17 protein-coding genes and 2 pseudogenes are annotated in these 18,082 nt (G+C 74.9%); 9 read left to right on the top strand and 10 right to left on the bottom strand.

Annotation, left to right across the window (positions count from 1 at the left end; genetic code table 11):
* Positions 1-10: 10 nt before the first annotated feature.
* The gene (locus tag ACOBQU_RS03100; RefSeq protein ID WP_423624349.1) at positions 11-1,219 is read right to left on the bottom strand and encodes an MFS transporter; all 1,209 of its coding nucleotides are present in this window, start codon (positions 1,217-1,219) and stop codon (positions 11-13) included.
* 260 nt (positions 1,220-1,479) lie between these two features.
* On the opposite strand from ACOBQU_RS03100, the gene ACOBQU_RS03105 reads away from it, so the two are divergent.
* Positions 1,480-2,220: an HD domain-containing protein gene (locus ACOBQU_RS03105; RefSeq protein WP_423624350.1), complete on the top strand. Its 741-nt coding sequence runs from the start codon at positions 1,480-1,482 to the stop codon at positions 2,218-2,220.
* A gap of 18 nt (positions 2,221-2,238) precedes the next feature.
* On the opposite strand, the pseudogene ACOBQU_RS03110 reads toward ACOBQU_RS03105, so the two are convergent.
* A pseudogene (locus ACOBQU_RS03110) lies at positions 2,239-2,765 on the bottom strand (CGNR zinc finger domain-containing protein).
* A gap of 230 nt (positions 2,766-2,995) precedes the next feature.
* Here ACOBQU_RS03110 and ACOBQU_RS03115 point away from each other — a divergent pair.
* From ACOBQU_RS03115 to ACOBQU_RS03125, 3 genes are all read left to right on the top strand, one after another.
* On the top strand, positions 2,996-4,231 hold the full coding sequence (locus tag ACOBQU_RS03115) for an MFS transporter (RefSeq protein WP_423624351.1): 1,236 nt from the start codon (positions 2,996-2,998) through the stop codon (positions 4,229-4,231).
* Positions 4,232-4,443: 212 nt separating this feature from the next.
* Positions 4,444-4,959 carry a hypothetical protein gene (locus tag ACOBQU_RS03120; protein ID WP_423624352.1) on the top strand — a complete coding sequence of 172 codons (516 nt, stop codon included), beginning with the start codon at positions 4,444-4,446 and terminating at the stop codon, positions 4,957-4,959.
* A gap of 240 nt (positions 4,960-5,199) precedes the next feature.
* Complete coding sequence (locus tag ACOBQU_RS03125) at positions 5,200-5,412, top strand: DUF5999 family protein (RefSeq protein WP_423624353.1); 213 nt, start codon at positions 5,200-5,202, stop codon at positions 5,410-5,412.
* Positions 5,413-5,419: 7 nt separating this feature from the next.
* Here the strand turns inward: ACOBQU_RS03125 and ACOBQU_RS03130 are convergent, their stop codons facing one another.
* Positions 5,420-6,058 carry a TetR/AcrR family transcriptional regulator gene (locus tag ACOBQU_RS03130; RefSeq protein ID WP_423624354.1) on the bottom strand — a complete coding sequence of 213 codons (639 nt, stop codon included), beginning with the start codon at positions 6,056-6,058 and terminating at the stop codon, positions 5,420-5,422.
* Positions 6,059-6,324: 266 nt separating this feature from the next.
* Between ACOBQU_RS03130 and ACOBQU_RS03135 the strand changes: the two genes are divergently transcribed.
* From ACOBQU_RS03135 to ACOBQU_RS03145, 3 genes are all read left to right on the top strand, one after another.
* On the top strand, positions 6,325-7,659 hold the full coding sequence (locus ACOBQU_RS03135; RefSeq protein ID WP_423624355.1) for a cytochrome P450: 1,335 nt from the start codon (positions 6,325-6,327) through the stop codon (positions 7,657-7,659).
* Positions 7,660-7,811: 152 nt separating this feature from the next.
* Complete coding sequence (locus tag ACOBQU_RS03140; RefSeq protein WP_423624356.1) at positions 7,812-8,159, top strand: hypothetical protein; 348 nt, start codon at positions 7,812-7,814, stop codon at positions 8,157-8,159.
* On the top strand, positions 8,156-9,208 hold the full coding sequence (locus ACOBQU_RS03145; protein ID WP_423624357.1) for a glutathione S-transferase family protein: 1,053 nt from the start codon (positions 8,156-8,158) through the stop codon (positions 9,206-9,208). The genes ACOBQU_RS03140 and ACOBQU_RS03145 overlap by 4 nt, the downstream gene beginning before the upstream one ends.
* 152 nt (positions 9,209-9,360) lie before the next feature.
* Here ACOBQU_RS03145 and ACOBQU_RS03150 read toward each other — a convergent pair whose 3' ends face one another.
* From ACOBQU_RS03150 to ACOBQU_RS03160, 3 genes and pseudogenes are all read right to left on the bottom strand, one after another.
* Positions 9,361-10,578, bottom strand: coding sequence for a glycosyltransferase (locus tag ACOBQU_RS03150; RefSeq protein ID WP_423624358.1), 1,218 nt, complete (start codon positions 10,576-10,578; stop codon positions 9,361-9,363).
* A gap of 313 nt (positions 10,579-10,891) precedes the next feature.
* Positions 10,892-11,672, bottom strand: a pseudogene (locus ACOBQU_RS03155) (MerR family transcriptional regulator); the annotation flags it as partial.
* Positions 11,673-11,805: 133 nt separating this feature from the next.
* Positions 11,806-12,477, bottom strand: a complete 672-nt coding sequence (locus ACOBQU_RS03160; RefSeq protein ID WP_423624359.1) for a MerR family transcriptional regulator — start codon at positions 12,475-12,477, stop codon at positions 11,806-11,808.
* Between the two features lie 177 nt (positions 12,478-12,654).
* Here ACOBQU_RS03160 and ACOBQU_RS03165 point away from each other — a divergent pair, with 177 nt between their 5' ends.
* A complete protein-coding gene (locus ACOBQU_RS03165; RefSeq protein WP_423624360.1) occupies positions 12,655-14,136 on the top strand; it encodes a YhgE/Pip domain-containing protein in 1,482 nt (493 codons plus the stop codon).
* An 81-nt stretch (positions 14,137-14,217) separates the two neighbouring features.
* Here ACOBQU_RS03165 and ACOBQU_RS03170 read toward each other — a convergent pair whose 3' ends face one another.
* The gene (locus ACOBQU_RS03170; RefSeq protein ID WP_423624361.1) at positions 14,218-15,729 is read right to left on the bottom strand and encodes a hypothetical protein; all 1,512 of its coding nucleotides are present in this window, start codon (positions 15,727-15,729) and stop codon (positions 14,218-14,220) included.
* A 320-nt stretch (positions 15,730-16,049) separates the two neighbouring features.
* Positions 16,050-16,283, bottom strand: coding sequence for a hypothetical protein (locus ACOBQU_RS03175; RefSeq protein WP_423624362.1), 234 nt, complete (start codon positions 16,281-16,283; stop codon positions 16,050-16,052).
* 242 nt (positions 16,284-16,525) lie between these two features.
* Here ACOBQU_RS03175 and ACOBQU_RS03180 point away from each other — a divergent pair, with 242 nt between their 5' ends.
* Positions 16,526-17,074, top strand: coding sequence for a GNAT family N-acetyltransferase (locus ACOBQU_RS03180; RefSeq protein WP_423624363.1), 549 nt, complete (start codon positions 16,526-16,528; stop codon positions 17,072-17,074).
* Positions 17,075-17,119: 45 nt separating this feature from the next.
* On the opposite strand, the gene ACOBQU_RS03185 is transcribed toward ACOBQU_RS03180, so the two are convergent.
* Positions 17,120-17,353 carry a hypothetical protein gene (locus ACOBQU_RS03185; RefSeq protein WP_423624364.1) on the bottom strand — a complete coding sequence of 78 codons (234 nt, stop codon included), beginning with the start codon at positions 17,351-17,353 and terminating at the stop codon, positions 17,120-17,122.
* 20 nt (positions 17,354-17,373) lie between these two features.
* On the bottom strand, positions 17,374-18,051 hold the full coding sequence (locus ACOBQU_RS03190) for a TNT domain-containing protein (RefSeq protein WP_423634227.1): 678 nt from the start codon (positions 18,049-18,051) through the stop codon (positions 17,374-17,376).
* Between the last annotated feature and the right edge of the window lie 31 nt (positions 18,052-18,082).

Here is an 18,082-nt window from a genome sequence, read left to right on the forward strand (position 1 = left end):
GGCGCCCGCCTCACCGGCGGGCGCCGGAGCGCGCGCTCGGGCGGCAGCCGCCGACCACCGCCACGGCGAGGGCCGCGACCAGGCCGCCGAGCACCATCACCGCGGACGGCGACGTACGGTCCACGACGAGCCCGCCGGTGAGCGCGCCGAGCGCGAAGGTGGCCTGGAACGACGCCGTGAACAGCACCGACGCCGCCTCCGGCGCGCCCGGCACCGCCCGGGCGAACCAGGCCTGCGAGCACCCCGGCACGGCCCCGTACCCGATCCCCCACACCACGAGCACCGCCAGCGCCCCGACCGGCCACCGCCCGGCGACCGGCAGCAGCAGCGCGGCCCCGGCGACCAGGGCCGCGGCGGCCGCGAACGCCACGCGCGGACGGCGGCCCACCAGCGCGCCCCCGAGGACGGTGCCGACGATTCCCGCACCCCCGTACACCAGCAGGAACACGGTGGTCAGGCCCTCGCCCACGTGCGTCACCGCCCGCAGGAAGGGCGCCACGTACGTGAAGGCGCCGAAGTGCGCCAGGACGACGAGGAAGGTGACGGCCAGCGCGCGGCGGGTGCCGGTGGTGCGCAGCGCGCCCGTCAGGGCCCGCGGGCTGAGCGCCTCGGCGGCGGGCAGCGGCGGCAGCACCCGCAGCATCACGCCCCAGACCGCGAGGCTCAGCACGCCCATGGCGACGAAGGCGGTCCGCCATCCGGCGACGTCCCCGACGAAGGTGCCGACGGGCACGCCGAGCACGGATCCGAGGGGGACGGCCGCGAAGACCACCGTCTTGGCGCGGCCCACGGACCCCTCGGGCACCAGGCGTTCGGCGAGTCCGGCCGCGATCGACCAGAACCCGCCGATGGTGACGCCGACGAGGACCCGCGACACGAGCACCAGCCAGTAGGCGGGCGCGGCCGCCATGAGGAGGCTCGCCGCGGCGAGCAGCAGCATGAAGGCGCCCAGCATGGTGCGCCGGTCGACGCGCGCGGTGGCCGTCGTGACGACCGGCGCCGCCACCGCGGCGAGGAGGCCCGGGATGGCCATGGTCAGCCCGGCCGTGCCGTCCGTGACGTGGAAGCTCCCGCCGATGGACGGCAGCAGTCCGATGGGCAGGATCTCCACCGTGACGATGGCGAAGATCCCCGCGGAGACGGAGCAGACGGCCAGCCAACTCACCAGGGTTGAGCGGGCGGTGGGGGTGGCGGGCGTGCGGGTGGTGGTCGCGGGCATGGGTCCGTCCTGGTGGGTGCGGTGCGGGGACTCCGGGCGGTGATCAGTCCAGCAGCAGTTGGCGGACGGGTCTGGCAGGTACGCGACGGCATGGTGCGGGACGGACGGGGCGTCGCCCAGCGGGTGCCGACGGGCGGTCGAGCGGCTCGACCGGGCGAGACAGCCGCCGGTCTCCGACGCCGAACGCGCGCGGCGCACGGCAGTTTTCGTGGGGTATTCGTCATTGTGGACATCAAAGCGGCGGCTGAAGAATCCCTCCCATGACGACGCATCAGGCACCGCACCAGGCCCCCGGCCACGAGGACGGCACGGCGAACACGCAGACCGCGCAAGGTGCTTACGGCGGGCTGCCGTTCCCCGACAGCCATGTGGCCGTGGCCGCACGGGACTTCGTACGCTCCACCGGCCATCCCGCGCTGTTCCACCACTGCATGCGCACCTACCTCTACGCCCGGCTGATCGGGGAGCGGGACGGCCTGCTCCCCGACCGCGACTACGACGACGAACTGCTGTTCCTGGGCAGCGTCCTGCACGACGTGGGGCTCACCGCCGACGGCGACCGCGAGCAGCGCTTCGAGGTCGACGGCGCGGACCTGGCCGCGGCGTTCCTCGTCGGGCAGGGGCAGCCCGCCGAGCGCGTGGAGGTCGTGTGGGACGCCATCGCGCTGCACACCAGCGAGGGCATCGCCTCGCGCAAGCGCCCCGAGATCGCGCTGGTGAGCGCCGGGACGCGGCTCGACATCGCGGGCAGCGCCGCGGACCTGCCGCCCGGGTACGCCGACCGCGTCCACGCCGTGCTGCCCCGGCTGCACGCCGCGGCGGTGCTCGGCGACGCGATCGTGGAGCAGGCCCGGGCCAGGCCCGCGAAGGCCCCGCTGTTCACGCTGCCCGGCGAGCTGTTCCGCCAGCGCACCGGGGGGACGTGGCCGACGTGGGAGCAGGCCACGGCCGGTTGGCGGGACCACGACGGGTACGAGGAGGGCGCGTCCGCCGCTTCGTGAGGCGCCCCTCTCGGCGGTCTAGTCGGCGCCCTTGGCCCGCCGGTGGCTCGCCACGCGCTCGCGTGTCGCGCACCGGCGCGAGCAGTACCGGCGGGCCACGCCGCTCCCCCGGCGACGTAGACGTGCGCGCAGGTCGGCGAGGCGCACACGCCGCCGGGAGGGCGCTGGCGGTCCCAGAGCAGGACCGTCAGGGCCATGCAGGACGAGGCGAGGAACCACTCGTCCCAGGGGGCGTCGTCGTCGCTGTCGAGGTGTACGTGCCAGGGCGTGCCGCCGCCGTGCGCGGTGAGCCGGACCGGTCCGCAGCCCTCGGCCAGGAGGTGGTTGAGCCGGACCGCGGCGGTGTCGACGTCCGGGGCGGCGAAGACCTCGCGCAGCGACGCGGCGGCGGTCCGCATCGCCCGCACGTCCCGCGCCGACACCCCGAGGGTGCCGCTCTCGCCGAAGTCGCGCAGGACCTCCTCGACCGCCGCGGGGCCGACCGTCTCCGCCTGCGGGCCGGTGAGCACGTTGACGAGTTCGGCGGCGCGCCGCGCGGTGCGCAGGACGGAGTGCCGGGTCGACCAGTCGCCCGTGGCGCTGTCTCGGGAACCGTCGCCGGGCCGGTCCCCGGAACGCTCTCCGGCGCGGTCCCTGGCTCCCTTACCGGCGCTCTGTCCGGTGCCCTTCCTGGCGCTTTGTCCGGCGCTTTCCCTGGCGCTTTCCCTGGAGGCTTCCACGCCTCGAAGCGTAACGCCTATATGCAGGAGACCCGTTACCGCGTAACGTGATACTCATGCCAAAGCGTTACGGGATGGTGTGCTACCTCGGCGGCGCCGCGTCCGCGCGCACCGGTGACGAGATGTCCGGTCCGGCGCTGCTCCTCGCGGGCCTCGCGGTCACGGGGTCCGCGTCGACGGCGTCGGCGCTGCTGTCGGGCCTGACGATCTCGGCGGCCGTGGGCGGCCCGGTGTTCGGCGCCCTGCTCGACCGGGCGGCGCGCCCGGGGCGGCTGCTCGCGGCGGCGCTCGTCGGCTACGCGGCGGCGCTGGTGGCGCTCCTGCTGGGCCTGGGCAGGCTGCCGCTGCCCGTCGTCCTCGCCACGGCCGTGGTGGGCGGGCTGCTCGGCCCCGCGCTCGCGGGCGGCTGGACCTCCCAGCTCCCCCGCGTCACCGGGCCCGAGGCGCTGCCGCGCGCCAACGCCCTGGACGCGGTGACGTACAACGTGGCGAGCCTGACGGGCCCGGTCCTCGCGGGCCTGGTCGCGATGGCGGCCGGGGCGCGCGCCGGGGTCGTCGCGGCCGTCGCCCTGATCGTCCTCGCGCTGCCCGTGGCGTGGACGCTGCCGCCGAACCCCGGCGCGCGGCACGGCCACGCCGGGACGTCCGTCCTCGCCGACCTGCTGTCCGGCTTCGCCGCCATCGCCCGCGCGCGCCACCTGGCGCGGGCGACGCTCACCTCCGTGGTGTCGTACGTCGGGGTCGGCATGCTCGTGTCGTGCACCCCGCTGCTCGGCGAGGCCGCCCTCGGCTCGTCGACGTCCGGCACCTTCCTGCTCACCGCGCTGGCCGCCGCGTCCCTGACCGCGACCGCCCTGCTGGCCCGCCGCCCGGACCTGCTGCGCCCGGACGCCACCGTGCTCGCCAGCACGGTCCTGCTGGCCGCCGCGTTCGCCCTGGCCGCGACGCTCTCGCCGGTCGCGCTCTTCGCCGCCATGGTGATCGCGGGCGCCGGTACGGGCCCCCAGCTCACCGCCCTGTTCGCGGTCCGGCACCGCGAGGCGCCCGCGCGGCTGCGCGGCCAGATCTTCACCACCGGCGCCAGCCTGAAGATCACCGGCTACGCGATCGGCGCGGGCCTCGGCGGCCCCCTCGCCGCCTGGTCCCTCCCCGGCGCGCTCCTCACGGCCGGGGCCTGCGAACTCCTCGCGGCAGCGGCCTTCCTGGCCCTCAGCGCACCCGGCCGCACCGCACCCGCCCGCACGCCGCACCGCCGCGCCCGCGCTCACGCCACCGAGAAGCCGCACGCCTGAGCCCCGGGCAGAACCACCCCCGAACGCCCACGCGCGAGCACGCGCCGTCTGCTCCACTCGGGTGAATTCGGGCCGCGAGCACCTCGGTACACCGGGCCCGGCGGCCGGTGCGCAGTGCGCCGCGTACGGAAGCGGGAAGGAAGAGGACGATCGAGACGGCGGCGCGAAGTGGTGCCGAAGACCACGAGGAACCGGGACGGGAGCGGCGCGCGATGAGCCCCACGGATCCCCCAGAGGCGTCCGGAGCCGCACCGCCCCCGGTGGTGCTCCAGGACTACGACCGGCACGGACGGGTGTGGTCCCTCGCCCCCGCCACGGGCCTGCTCTCCCCCGCGTCCGGCCGCTGTCACGGCTTCGTGCACCTCGCCACCGCCGCCGCGCCACCGGGCACACCACCCGTCCCGGCCGCCCTGTACGCGCAGGGCCCCGGCACCGGGGTGCTCTGGCTCCAGTACGGGCCGCAGCGCTGGGACTGCTCCACGGTGGCCGTCCGGCAGGCCAGCGAACAGGACGGGCACCGCCTCTTCACCGTCTTCGGAGTGCGCGGCCCGGAGCTGGAACTGCGCTATCCGGCACCCGAACCCGGCCCCGCCGACCCGGCGTACGACTGGATCGACACGGTCGCCGACGACTTCTTCCTCTGGGCTGACGAGCGCCTGGCCGACGACGCCGGGGGCGCACGGCGCGCACTCGCGGAGCACTTCGCGGCGGGCTTCCTCCCCGCGTGAACCGGTCCGCCCTCGATGAGCCCCCGCAGCGATGAGTCCGGGCCCGTGGCGGAGTCATCACTCTTACCAGGAGGGGGCGTTCGGACCGGACCCTCCTCGAACTCGTCGGTGCGGGCCCTCGTCAGCGCGGATCCGCCCACACATCCGCGCGGGCCCGCCCGCGCGAACCGTACAGGAAGTCCAGCAGAAGCCGAGCCGACCGGGGCGCGCCGGGCGCGACCCCTCATCCGGAGGTGTGCCATGTGTGCCCATCAGCCGCCGTGCCCGTCCGCCGAAGGACCCGACCGGGACGCCGCGTTGGTCGTCAGCGCCCACCCCGAGCAGGGGTGGAGCCTGCTGTGCAACGGCACCATCGTCTTCGACGACACCGGGGAACTGCTCCCCGACGGACGCGTGATACCGCCGACGCGCGCCACTCCCAGCCGGTCCTCGCACCTGGCCGTGGCCGCCTGAGCGGCCGCTACGGCAGGATCGCGCCGAGCAGCGTCCGCGCGCACAGGTCCCGCACCTGCTCGCGGCTCAACTCCCGCTCGTCGAGCCACTCCAGGCAGACGGCGACCATGAACGCCAACCAGCCGCGCACGGCCAGGCGCAGCGCGGCGGCCCCGGCGCCCCCGGCGCCGAGGTGCGCGGTCTCCGGGTCGGCGGCGAGCGCCTCGAGGACCTGGCGCTCCTGGGCGGCGAGCGCCTCGCGGTACACCTCGCGGACCACCGGGTCGCCCCCGGCCTCCCCGCGGTGGAAGGCGCGGAAGCCCTCACCGTGGGTCTCGACATAGCCCAGGAAGGCGTCCAGGCCCGCGGCCAGCTGCTCGCGCACCGGGCGCCCCGGCACGACGGCCGTCAGGCGCAGCATGTGCCGACTCTCGCGCTCGACGACGGCGGCGAAGAAGTCCCGCTTGGTCGGGAAGTAGTGGTAGAGCAGCCCGCGGGAGACGCCCGCGATCTCCGCGACGCGCTCGATCCACACCTCGTCGTAGGGGTTCTGCGCGAACAGCCGCGCCCCCACCGTCAGCAGCTGCTCCTTGCGCTCCTCGGTGCTCAGCCTGCGGCGCGTGCGCTCCTGGGGGTTCGCGGACAGCTCCCGGGGGTTCGCGGACATGCGAGCACCCTACTGGACTTCGGTCGCCTTACTTGACGTCGGTTCAACAGCGGGATGAGACTGGCGGCGCCTATTGAATCCACGTACAACACGTACCAGCGGGCTCAACGAGCCGCGCGCGCGAGGGAGATGGCGGACGTGGCGCAGACGACGCGGCAGCCGGACGGTGCCGGGGCGATACCGAAGGGCTTCCGGGGCGCGAACTCGGCTGGCCCCGGCTCGACCGCATCCCGCACCCGCCGCGCCGGGTGCCGCTGGCGGGTGATGTGCTGGGGGTCAGCGTCCGCACGCCCGTGCAGGACTCGATGCGCCTGGCCCGGCAGCTGGGGCCGGTGTTCCGGCGCAAGGCCTTCGGCAAGGAGGTCGTGTTCGTCTGGGGCGCGCGGCTCGCGGCCGAGCTGGCCGACGAGGCGCGGTTCGCCAAGCACGTGGGGCTCGGCGTGGCCAACCTGCGGCCGGTGGCGGGCGACGGCCTGTTCACGGCGTACAACCACGAGCCCAACTGGCAGCTCGCGCACGACATCCTCGCGCCCGGCTTCAGCCGCGAGGCGATGGCGGGCTACCACCCGCTGATGCTCGACGCGGCCCGGCAGCTCATGGCGCGCTGGGACGCCGAGGAGGCCGCGGGCAGGGCCGTGGACGTGCCCGGCGACATGACGAAGCTGACCCTGGAGACCATCGCCCGCACCGGGTTCGGGCATGACTTCGGGTCCTTCGAGCGGGTCCGGCCGCACCCGTTCGTGACCGCCATGGTCGGCACCCTCACCCACGCGCAGCGCCGCAACGTGGTACCGCCCGCCCTGGCCCCGCTGCTGATGCGCGGCGCCGAGCGGCGCAACGCCGCGCACATGGCGTACCTCAACCGCACCGTCGACGAGGTCGTGGCCGCCCGCCGCGCGGCCGACGCGTCCGGGGCGCGCGGCGACCTGCTCGACCGGATGCTGGAGGTCGCCCACCCCGAGACGGGCGAGCGGCTCGCGGACCGGAACATCCGGCGCCAGGTCATCACCTTCCTGGTGGCGGGGCACGAGACGACGTCCGGCGCGCTGTCGTTCGCGCTGCACTACCTGGCGCGCCACCCCGAGGTGCGCGCCCGCGCGCGGCAGGAGGTGGACGAGGTGTGGGGTGACGCGGAGGCGCCCGCGTACGAGCAGGTGGCGAAGTTGCGGTACGTGCGCCGGGTGCTCGACGAGTCGCTGCGCCTGTGGCCGACGGCGCCCGGGTTCGCGCGGGAGGCGCGGCACGACACGGTGCTCGGGGGCACGCATCCGATGCGGCGGGGCGCGTGGGCGCTGGTGCTCGCGGTGATGCTGCACCGGGATCCGGAGGCGTGGGGTCCGCGGGCCGACGCGTTCGACCCGGACCGGTTCGCGCCCGCCGCGGTGCGCTCGCGTCCGCCCCACGTCTTCAAGCCGTTCGGGACGGGCGCGCGGGCCTGCATCGGGCGGCAGTTCGCGCTGCACGAGGCGACCCTCGTGCTGGCGCTGCTGCTGCGCCGCTACGACCTCGCGCCGGAGCCCGGCTACCGGCTGCGGGTCGCCGAGCGCCTGACGCTCATGCCGCAGGGGCTGCGGCTGCGGCTCGCGCGCCGGGGCACCTGATCGCGGGGCGGCTCCCGGCGGCGGCCGTGCGTCCGTCGGCCGACGCACCCGGGTGCGCGACGGCCCGTTGCGGGGCAATTGTCAGACCCGTGCGCAAGAGTGGAGGTTGCAGCTTCACTCATCGAAACCGCGGGATAGGGAGCCCCACCGACATGACCGGCACGACGTACCCCGAACTGGCCGCGGCACAGGCGTGCTTGCGGCTGCTGCACACCGCACGCGCCGCGCTGTCCGGCCCCGTGACACCGCAGACCCTGGCGCTGCTCGCGGCCCCGATCGCCGAGGCCGACGAGGCCCTGAGCCGCGCCGGGCTCGCGGGGAACGAGGCGGCGCTGCTCGACCGCATCTACCACCTGCCGCCACCGCCGCCATCCGCGTCATCCGCACCATCGGCCTCGTCGGCCTCGTCCGCCTCGTCGGCCTCATCGGCGCCGATGGCAGCCGAGCCCACGGAAGCCACGCCTACGGATGCCGCGCCGACGCAGGAGCCCGTCCGATGAGCGCCCCCGGAAAGGAGGCCGTGGCCGAGTCCGACGACACGCCCCGGGGCAACGCGTCGTACGGGAAGAAGCCCTTCAAGCGCTCCAAGAGCCACTTCGCGGACCGCATCACGGCCGACGGCCGCGACGGCTGGCCGGTCGAGGCCGGGCGCTACCGCCTGGTGGTGAGCCGCGCCTGCCCCTGGGCGAGCCGCGCGCTGATCTCTCGGCGTCTGCTCGGCCTGGAGGACGCCCTGTCCCTGGCGGTCACGGACCCCATCCAGGACGACCGGAGCTGGCGCTTCACCCTCGACCCGGACGACCGCGACCCGGTGCTCGGCATCCGCTTCCTCAGCGAGGCGTACGACGCGCGGGAGACCGGCTATCCGGGCGGCGTGAGCGTCCCCGCGATCGTGGACGTGCCGAGCGGGAAGCTGGTCACCAACGACTTCCAGCAGATCACGCTCGACCTGGCCACGGAGTGGACGGCGCTGCACCGCCCCGGCGCCCCCGACCTGTACCCCGAGCCGCTGCGCGACGAGCTGGACGCGGTCATGGAGGGCATCTACCGGGACGTCAACAACGGGGTGTACCGCGCGGGCTTCGCCTCCGAGCAGCGCGTGTACGAACAGGCGTGCCGGGACGTCTTCCGACGCCTGGAGGAGACCTCCGAGCGGCTGCGGAGCCGCCGCTACCTGGTCGGCGACAGCATCACGGAGGCCGACATCCGGCTCTTCACCACCCTGGTCCGCTTCGACCCGGTCTACCACGGCCACTTCAAGTGCAACCGCTGGAAGCTCTCCGAGGACCCGGTCCTGTGGGCGTACGCCCGCGACCTGTTCCAGACGCCCGGCTTCGGCGACACAGTCGACTTCGACCACATCAAGCGGCACTACTACCAGGTGCACACGGGCATCAACCCCACCGCCATCGTGCCGCTCGGCCCCGACCTGTCCGCGTGGCTGACGCCGCATCACCGCGAAGAGCTGGGCGGCCGCCCCTTCGGCGACGGCACGGCACCGGGGCCGGTGCCGCCCGGTGAGGAGGTGCCGCCCACGGGGAGGCCGTGACCGGGGCCGCCGTTTTCCCCGGGCGCTGCCGGACTCCCGTTCCCGTCGCCGCGACCGCGGGCGGGGCGCCGCGGGCCGTGCGGCACGAACGGGTACGAGCCGGTGGCGAGCACCAGCGTGCGCGCTCGTGACGCCGACGGCCGCCCCCGCGCTCAGCCGGTCCGTTCCGCGACCCGCTCCGCGGCCTTGAGGACCGCGCCCGCGCCGTCCTCCGTCGCCATGGCGCGGGCGACGGTCGCGGCGGCGGAGGCGTACGACGGTTCGCTGACGGCGCGCGTGAGGGCGTCGGCGAGCCGGGGCGCGGTGAGCTTCGCGAACGGGACGGCGGCGGGGGCGGCCCCGAGCGCGGTCAGCCGGGCCGCCCAGAAGGGCTGGTCGGCGGTGACGGGCACGGGCACTGTGGGTATCCCGGCGCGCAGGCCCGCCGCCGTGGTGCCCGCCCCGGCGTGGTGCACGACGGCCGCCATGCGCGGGAACAGCAGGGCGTGCGGCAGTTCGCCGACCGTGAGGATCCCGTCGCCGGAAGCGGCGAGGCCCGCCCGGCCGGACTGGAGCACGCCCCGCAGCCCCGCCCGGCGCAGCGCCGCCACGGCGAGTTCGCCGAGCCGCTCGCCCTCGCCCGCGGCCATGCTGCCGAAGCCGACGAAGACCGGCGGATCCCCCGCGGCCAGGAAGTCCTCGACGATCGGCGGCAGCGGCTCGTCGGTGTGGTGCGGCCACCAGTTGCCGACGACGTCGAGGCCGGGCCGCCAGTCGGCGGGGCGCGGCACGACGGCCGCGCTGAAGCCGTGCAGGACCGGCCAGCGGGCCGCCTCCTGCCGGGCCCTGACCGCGGCCGGGGTCGCGGCGGGCAGGTCCAGGCGCTCCCGCAGGTCGGCGATCGCGTCGGCGTAGAGGCGGTCGACCATCCGCAGCGAGAAGCGCCCCGCGATCAGGTTGCCCCGGCCGCCCAGCGAGCGGGCGCCGCTCACCACGGGCGCGAAGTCCCGGGTCGGATGCGCCGGTTGCAGGGCGGCGCCGAGCGTGGGGACGTCCAGGGCTTCGGCGAGCTGCCAGCCCAGCGGTGCCGTCGTCGTGGACAGGATCAGCAGGTCGGGCCCGTCCTCGGCGGCGTCGACGAGCCCGCCGCCCAGGTCGCGGATGAAGTCGCGCGCCGCCCGCAGCATGGCGCGCCGCCCGCCCGCCGCGCCCCGGCCGCTCTGCTCGGCGGGCAGCGACCGGAACCGAAGTCCCGCGTTCCGCACAAGGGGCGCGAAGGTGTCGTGGGTGGCGAGGGTGACCGTGTGCCCCGCGGCGCGCAGGTGCGCGCCCAGGCCGGTGTACGGGGCGATGTCGCCGTACGAACCAGCGGCGGTGACGAGGATCTTCATCGGGCTCCTCCGGTGTGGGGGCGGGGCGTTCCGGCCGCCGCACGGCCATGACTCTCAACCTCAGGTTTAGGGTGAGGGTTCTGCTCGGTGTCGGGCGTCGCGCCCGCCTCCGCTCCGGTCTCGTCGCCGGACTCCTCCCCGGACCCCGCGCCGGGCCTCGCGCCCGGCTGGGCACGCCCGCCTTCGGTCCGTCCGCGTTCGGCACTCCCCCGTTCGGCGCCGCCGTGCTCGGCACTCCCCCGTTCGGCGCCGCCCCGCTCGGCACGCTGGTGCGCAGCACTCGCGTGCTCGGCGCTCCCGTACTCGGCACTGCCACGGTCGGCGCTTCCGTGCTCGGCGGCGTTGGCGCGGATGGCCTGCCGCAGATAGCGGGCGAGTCCGGGCCGCTGCTGGGAGGGCGGCACGACCAGGGCGAACGCCCGCGCGTCCGTGACGAAGTCGTCGGCGATGCGGACGTGCATGTCCGGCGGGCAGTCGGTGAACCAGCGGCCGATGTGCTGCCGGTGCCGCTCCGCGAGGGCCCGCGCGCGGGGGCCGTCGGCGGGCTCGTCGGCGTCGAAGGCGGCCAGAACCTCCTCCCGCCAGGCCGCGGCCTCGCTCATCAGGCGCGCCCAGTCCTCCTTGGAGTGCGCGGCCGCGCGGGCCATGGCCTCCTGGTGTCCGGCGCTGTCCTGCCACTTCAGCTCGGCCTCGGTGGCGTAGCTCAGGTCGAAGGTGATCTCGCCGAAGACCTCGAAGCGCTCGCGCGGGCTCAGCCGCACGCCCGTCTGCTGTACGTCCATGGCACGCTCGGCGACCTCGACGAGCCGCTCCAGCTTGGCGATCTGCTCACGCAGCGCCTTGTGCCGGGCCCGGAGCTGGTCGAGCGCGTTGGCCGCGGGGTCGGCGAGGATCTCGGCGATCTCGTCGAGCGCGAAGCCCAGTTCCCGGTAGAAGAGGATCTGCTGGAGCCGCGCGAGGTCGGCGTCGCTGTACAGGCGGTAGCCGCCGGAGCTGCGCTCGCTGGGCGTGAGCAGCCCGGCCCGGTCGTAGTGGTGCAGGGTGCGGACGGTGACCCCGGCGAAGCCAGCGACCTGTCCGACGGTGTAGCTCATGGTGCTCGCCCTTTCGTCGGCGTACAGCGTGTGGCCTGACGTGACGTCAGGGTCAACCGGGGCGGGCGGGACGCCCTCAGGCGGGCGGATCGGGGCGCTCACAGCGTGGCGCGGAGCGCGCGCCCTCACCCCGTCACGGCGCGTCGGGGGCCTCGGGTGCCGAGCGGCGGCTGACCTGGTCCTCCTGGGCGAGGCGGCGCAGGAGTTCGAGGAGAGGGCCGGACAGGGCCAGGACGATCACCGCCTGCTCGGCCAGGCCCGGCGACTCGGCGAAGCCCGCCGCGCGCTCCAGGTCCAGGCGGGCGACCGCCTGGGCCAGCTCCGCGTACGAGACGAGCCGGTCCGGCTGGTAGTCCGCGTCCAGGCGGCGCAGTTCCCGCAGGGCCGTCGTCAGGCCCTCCACGTGCGGGGAGGTGTCACAGACCCGCCAGTCCATCGCCGCGATGAGGTGCGCCACGTCGGTGCGCGCCGCCGCCTCGGCCGCCGCCTCGCGGGCGGCGTCCGCGTCGTCCACGGCCGGGGTGTGCGCCACGGGCACCGGCAGGGCGTAGCTGATCGCCTTGAGGGTGCCGTCCGTGGTGTCGGCCCGGTCGACCGCGGACAGCACCTCGCGAGTGGCGGCGATGGAGAGCCCGCCGAGGGTGGTCAGCGCCTTGATCAGGCGCAGGCGCTGGACGTGCTCCTCCCCGTACTCGGCGAGCGTGGCGGCCGTCGCCCGCCCGGCGGGCAGCAGGCCCTGGCGCCGGAAGTACTTGATGCTGGCGACCGGCACGCCGGTGGTGCGGCTGAGCTCCGAGATCTTCATGCGACTTCCTCGCTGGTGGCGCGCTTCCTCATGGGCGGCCCGGCCGGGCGCCCGGGGGGCGTCGGACGGCCGGGGCCGAGTGGCGACGGGACTCCTCCGTCAGATACTGTCACTATCCAGCACTTGGATACCTCAAGTATCTAGCAACGCAGCGTTACCGCACCGGAGCCTTCTCACATGCCTTCCCCTCAGTCCCCGTCCGTGCTCCGCAGCCCCCGGCTGTGGATCGGCACGGGTGTGATCGTCGCGGTGGTCTCCACCTTGTTCGCCCTGCTGTACGTGGGCGGCAACGTGAACCCCAAGGGTCATCTGCGTGATCTGCCCGTCGCCCTGGTCAACAGTGACCGCGGCGCCGACGCGGGCGGCAAGCACGTGAACCTCGGCGACCGGGTCGTCGACGGCGTCAAGAAGTCCGCCGCGGACGACGACAGCATCGACTGGCAGGTCCTCAGCAAGGCGGAGGCCGACAAGCGGCTCGGCCAGGGCAAGGTCTACGGCGCGCTCGTCGTGCCGCGGGACTTCACGGCCGCGGTGACGGGGCTCACGGCGCCGCCGCAGACGGGTGCGCAGAGCCAGAAGCAGGACGGCGCCGCCCAGCGGAAGGACGACGCAGCGGCCCAGCGGAAGGGCAGCGCCGCCGCACCGCAGAAGGGCGCCGCCGCACCGCAGAAGGCGCCCGCGCGCCCCACCCTCACCGTCCTGACGAACCAGGCCGCCGGTAGCTTCGGCTCCTCGATGGCGAGCAAGGCCACCCAGCAGGCCGCGCACGCCGCGTCCGCCCAGATCGGCAAGGAACTCCTCCAGCGCGCGGGCGAGCAGAGCGCACAGGGCGGCCAGGCCGGTCAGGGCGGCCACAAGGGCCAGCACGCCCAGGGCGGCCAGGCCCAGGAGAAGGGCAGCGCCGCCCAGCGGGCCCCGCTCGCCCCGGCGACCCAGCTCATGCTCGCCGACCCGGTGAGCGTCCAGGTCGCCGACGGCCACCCGCTCGGCACGCACAGCGCGATGGGTCTGAGCGCCTTCTACTACGCCCTGGTCCTGCTGGTCTGCGGCATGCTCGCCGCCAACGTCATCAACTCCCAGGTCGACACGGCCCTCGGCTACCTGCACGCCGACTTCGGCCCGTTCCGCCGCCGCAACCCCCTCCAGCACACCAGCCGGGTGCGCACGCTGGCCGTCAACGGCGCGCTGATGCTGGGCCTGTCCGTGGTCATGGGCTCCCTGGTGGAGCTGGCCTCCGTGGGCGTCCTCGGCATGGACGCCTCCCACCTCGGCCTGCTGTGGCTCTACTCGGTGGCGACCATCGCGGTGGTCGGCCTGAGCGCCCTCGCCCTGCTCGCCGCGTTCGGCACCCCCGGCATGCTGGTGTCGACGATCGTGTTCGTGGCCATGGCCGTGCCATCGTCCGGCGCGACCGTGCCGCTGGAGGCGCTGCCCGGGTTCTTCCGCTGGCTCGCCGAGTTCGAGCCGCTGCGGCAGCTGACCGGGGGCATGCGCGCCATCCTGTACTTCGACGCGCAGGGCGACGCGGGCCTGACCCGCGCCTGGGTGTCCATGGGCGTCGCGCTCGTCGTCTCCGTCCTGTTCGGCCTCGGCGTCACGCGGTTCTACGACCGCAAGGGCCTGCACCGCGTGCCGCGCCCCGCCGCGTCCGGCTCCTGAGCCGCCCGGACGACACGAGGGGGGCGGAGGGGAACACATCCCCTCCGCCCCCTCGCCGTATCCGACGGGGTCCGGTGGCCGTCAGCGCAGCGGCTTGCCGAACTGCGCCGCCGCGTACGGGGTTCCGAGGTCCTTGGGGCCGAAGGCCACCGAGTTCTTGGCGGTCAGGCCCGACGCGGTGCCGGGCAGCGACCACACGGCGCCCGCCTGGGCGTTCTCGGCGGTGGAGGAGGCCGCGAGGTCGGGGCGGCCGTCGCCGTTCACGTCGAGCAGGGCCACGGCGGCGCCGAACGCGTCACCCTTCTCGGCGACTCCGGGGACGTTGGCCGTGTTCTGGTGGAAGACCTGCGCTCCGGTGCCGGTCACTCCCTGGGCGCCGCCGCGGACGAAGACGACGGATCCGGCGTCCTTGACGCTGCCGACGTCCTCGCCGGGCGTGCCGAGCGCGATGTCGCCGTAGCCGTCGCCGTCGACGTCGGCCACGGCCAGGGACTCGCCGAGCGCGTCGCCGGGCTCCTCGGCGCCGGGCACGCCGGGCAGGTCCTGGTCGAACCGCTGGGTGCCGTCGCGCAGCCCGTCCTTGGAGCCGAAGGCGACCGTGACCTTGCCGTCGTCGTCGTAGCGGCCGCGGGCGACGACCAGGTCGGCGTAGCGGTCGCCGTTGACGTCGCCCACGGCGAGCGTCCCGGCGGAGCCCGGGGCGCGGCCCCGCTTGAAGCCGGTGGGGCTGCCGTACAGGACGCTGTTGCCCCACTCGCCGTCGCCGTAGTAGTCGTTCATGGCGATGTCGGCGCGGCCGTCGCCGTTGATGTCGCCGACGGCCTTGGGCACGACCGGGCCCTTGACGGAGCGCGGCCCGTCGACGCAGCTCTCGGGCTTGTCCGGCTCCGGCGAGCAGTTCAGGTCGGGGCGCTCGTCACTGCCGTAGCTCCACCACTGCGACTTGTCCATGAAGTCCAGGACGGCGGCGGGCTTGCCGGTGCGGGCGATCGGGCCCTTCCAGAGGTTGGCGCGCTGATCCGTCGGGTCGTCGCCGAAGGAACCGGCCCCGCCGAACAGGGCCAGGTCGGTGGTGCCGTCGCCGTCGAAGTCACCGGCCTGCGGGGCGAAGCCGTAGGTGTCGACCTTCGTGCCGCCCGTGAGTCCGGACGCGGAGCCCCACACGATCACCGCGCCGTCGGCGCTCCGGCCCGAGCCGATGACGAGGTCGGCGTACCCGTCCTTGTCCAGGTCGCCCTTGGTGACGGTGGTGCCGAAGCCCTGCTTGGTGGCGGCGGAGCCGGGGACACCGCTGGACGAGCGGCTGATGAGCTTCTTCTTCGCGGGGTCCAGGCCCTTCTTGGAGCCGTACGTCACGGCGACGTACCCGGCCTGCTTCTTGCCGGAGACGGTGGCGGCCGGGGCGCCGACGACGAGGTCGGCGTAGCCGTCGCCGTTGAAGTCGTCCGCTGCCTTCGTGGCGGCCTTGCCCGCGGTGGGGGCGGCGGCCTCGGCCCGGCCCTCTCCGAGGGACCAGATGGTGAGCCCGCCCGTCAGGAGGGACATGGCGATCAGGGGGGTGGTGAGCCTGGCTCGGCGGCGTGCTCGCGACATAAAGCTTCCCGTGGTTCCTTCGCTCGGAGGTCGGCCCGATGAACGCCCGGCGTCCACCAGGAGTTCACGGCCGGTTCACGCGCATTGACCCACGGGGGTGGCCAAAGGTTGTACGCCGCCTCGTACGTCACGCGCCCGCGCCGCCGTCACGCGCCCGCGCCCCGTCATGGGCCGCGCCCCGGTCGCGGACTCGCGGCCCGGTCGCGGATTCGCGGCCCGTTCGCCGATCCGCGTCTCCGCCGCGGGGCCTCGTCGCGCGGGGGCCGACCAGCCGGTGTCGCCGTGGCCGGTCGGCCCCCGCGGCGGGACTCAGCCGCCGCTCACGAGCGCAGGAACCCGTCCCCGTGCGTGGCGATGTGGGCCTCCAGGGCGCTCAGCGCGCTCTCGGTCGCCGCGGCCGTGCCGCTGCCGCGCTTCTCGGCGTAGTACGCGGCGCCCAGCTTCTTGAGCAGTTCGCCGCCCGCTCGCTGCGCCTGCACCTCCTCCACCTTCTCCTTGCCCTGCTGGAGCGCGCTCTGCGCCTGCTCCTTGGCCCGGTCCAGGAATCCAGCCATGCTCACCTCCGACGTACGGGTACACGGACGCGGCCCGCCGTCGACTGCGCTGCCGGGCAGGCCGTAGTCCCGAGTGTGGTGATCGGCCGGGTTCTGCCGGACGCGCTCGCCGGGGTGTCACGCTTCCGGGCTGAATGTTGTACACGTATGACCGCATACGGGGTCCGCGCGCCGTCCACCGCGAGGCGCCGGAACGGGACCGTGCCGGACGGGCCCGTTCCGGCGCGGGGGATCATTCCGGCATGACTGATGACACCTCACAGCCCCTTGACACCTCACAGCCCCTGACGGCGACCCGCCTCGACCGCTACACGCCCGACGACCAGAGGGAGATCCTCGGCGACGCGCCCGACCCGTTCGGCGTCGCCGACGCGGGCCTCTCCTGGCTGCCCAAGGAGGAGCACTTCGGCGTCCGGTCCGGGGGCCGTCTCGTCGCGCACGCCGGGCTCGTGCGGATACCCCTGGCGGTCGGCGACACCCGTACCGACGTCGTGGGCGTCGGCGGCGTCGCCGTCGCGGCCGAGCTGCGCGGGCGGGGGCTCGCCCGGACCGTCGTGTCCGCGGCCCTGGACCACGCGCGCACGATGGGGCCCCGGCATGCGCTGCTCTTCTGCCGTCCGCCGCTGGTCGCCCTCTACGCGCGTCTGGGCTGGCGGCTGCTCGACCAGGAGGTGCGGGTCGAGCAGGCGGACGGGCCGGTCGTCATGCCGTTGCGGACGATGTGGACGCCGCTGCGCGACGGGGCGACGTGGCCGTCCGGGGCGGTGCGGCTGCTGTCGTACCCCATGTAGGGCCAGGGCAGGCCCCGGCGCGGGGGCCCGGCCCAGGGCCTGACGTCACGTCAGCAGCCGGAGCATCCGCGCGCAGGCCTCGGCTTCGGTGAGGCCCCGTGCGAGCGGATGGTGCCGTCCCCGCTCGTACGTCCCCAGTTCCCACGCCCCCTGCCCGTCGCCGCGCAGATAGACGAAGTCCGGGGGCGTGGGCGCCGGTTCGTGGACGCCCTCGATCCAGTAGTAGCCGTCGGCCACGTGCGCGGTGCGCAGCGCGGAGCGGAGTGCGTGGGCGTCCACCGTGCGGGTGCTCCTCGCGCTCAGGCCGTGGCGGGCGTGAGGTAGCCGTGGTCGAGCAGCCACTTGACGTTCAGGCGCTGACCGTCACCGGGGTCGAGGAACGCCAGGTCGAGCTTGATCTGCTGGCCGCCGCCGGGCTGCTCGAACCAGGGGGCGATGCCGCCCTGCCAGACGTCGAACGGCTTGGTCACCCGGTAGACGCGGTAGTCGCAGGCGTGCGCCGCGTCACGGGTGTTGAGGTTCTGCGGGGGCAGGGCGCGCTCGGCGTAGGAGTCGCCCGCGGGGGCGAGGAAGGAGCCGTACTCCGAGCCGAAGCGGTCCAGGCGCTCGCCCGGCCTGAGCTGCTCGCGGTGCTTGTCGACCTTGCCGTTGACGGTGGCGAAGCCGTCGTTGGGCGGGTACTTCCAGGTGCCGGTGTCGGCCGGGCCCTGCCAGTACTTCTTCAGGAAGGCGGACGGGGAGAGCGCGCCGGTGCGCTTCCAGCCCTTCAGGAGCGGGCCGACGGGGCGCTGCTTCTTCTTCGGAAGCCACTGGGGGCCGAGGCGGGAGTCGCCCTCGTACGCGCCGGTGCACGGCTTCGGCTTGGTCTTCGGCTCGGGTGTCGCGGGGGCCGCCGCGGCCTGCGGCGTGCCCGCGGCGGCGGCCGTCGCGCCGGGCGCGGCCGCCACGGTCGTCAGGACGGCGGCGGTCACCCCCATCGCGGCCAGGGTCGTACGTATGCGGATCGCG

Source organism: Streptomyces sp. G45 (assembly GCF_049542095.1).
Lineage (GTDB): Bacteria > Actinomycetota > Actinomycetes > Streptomycetales > Streptomycetaceae > Streptomyces.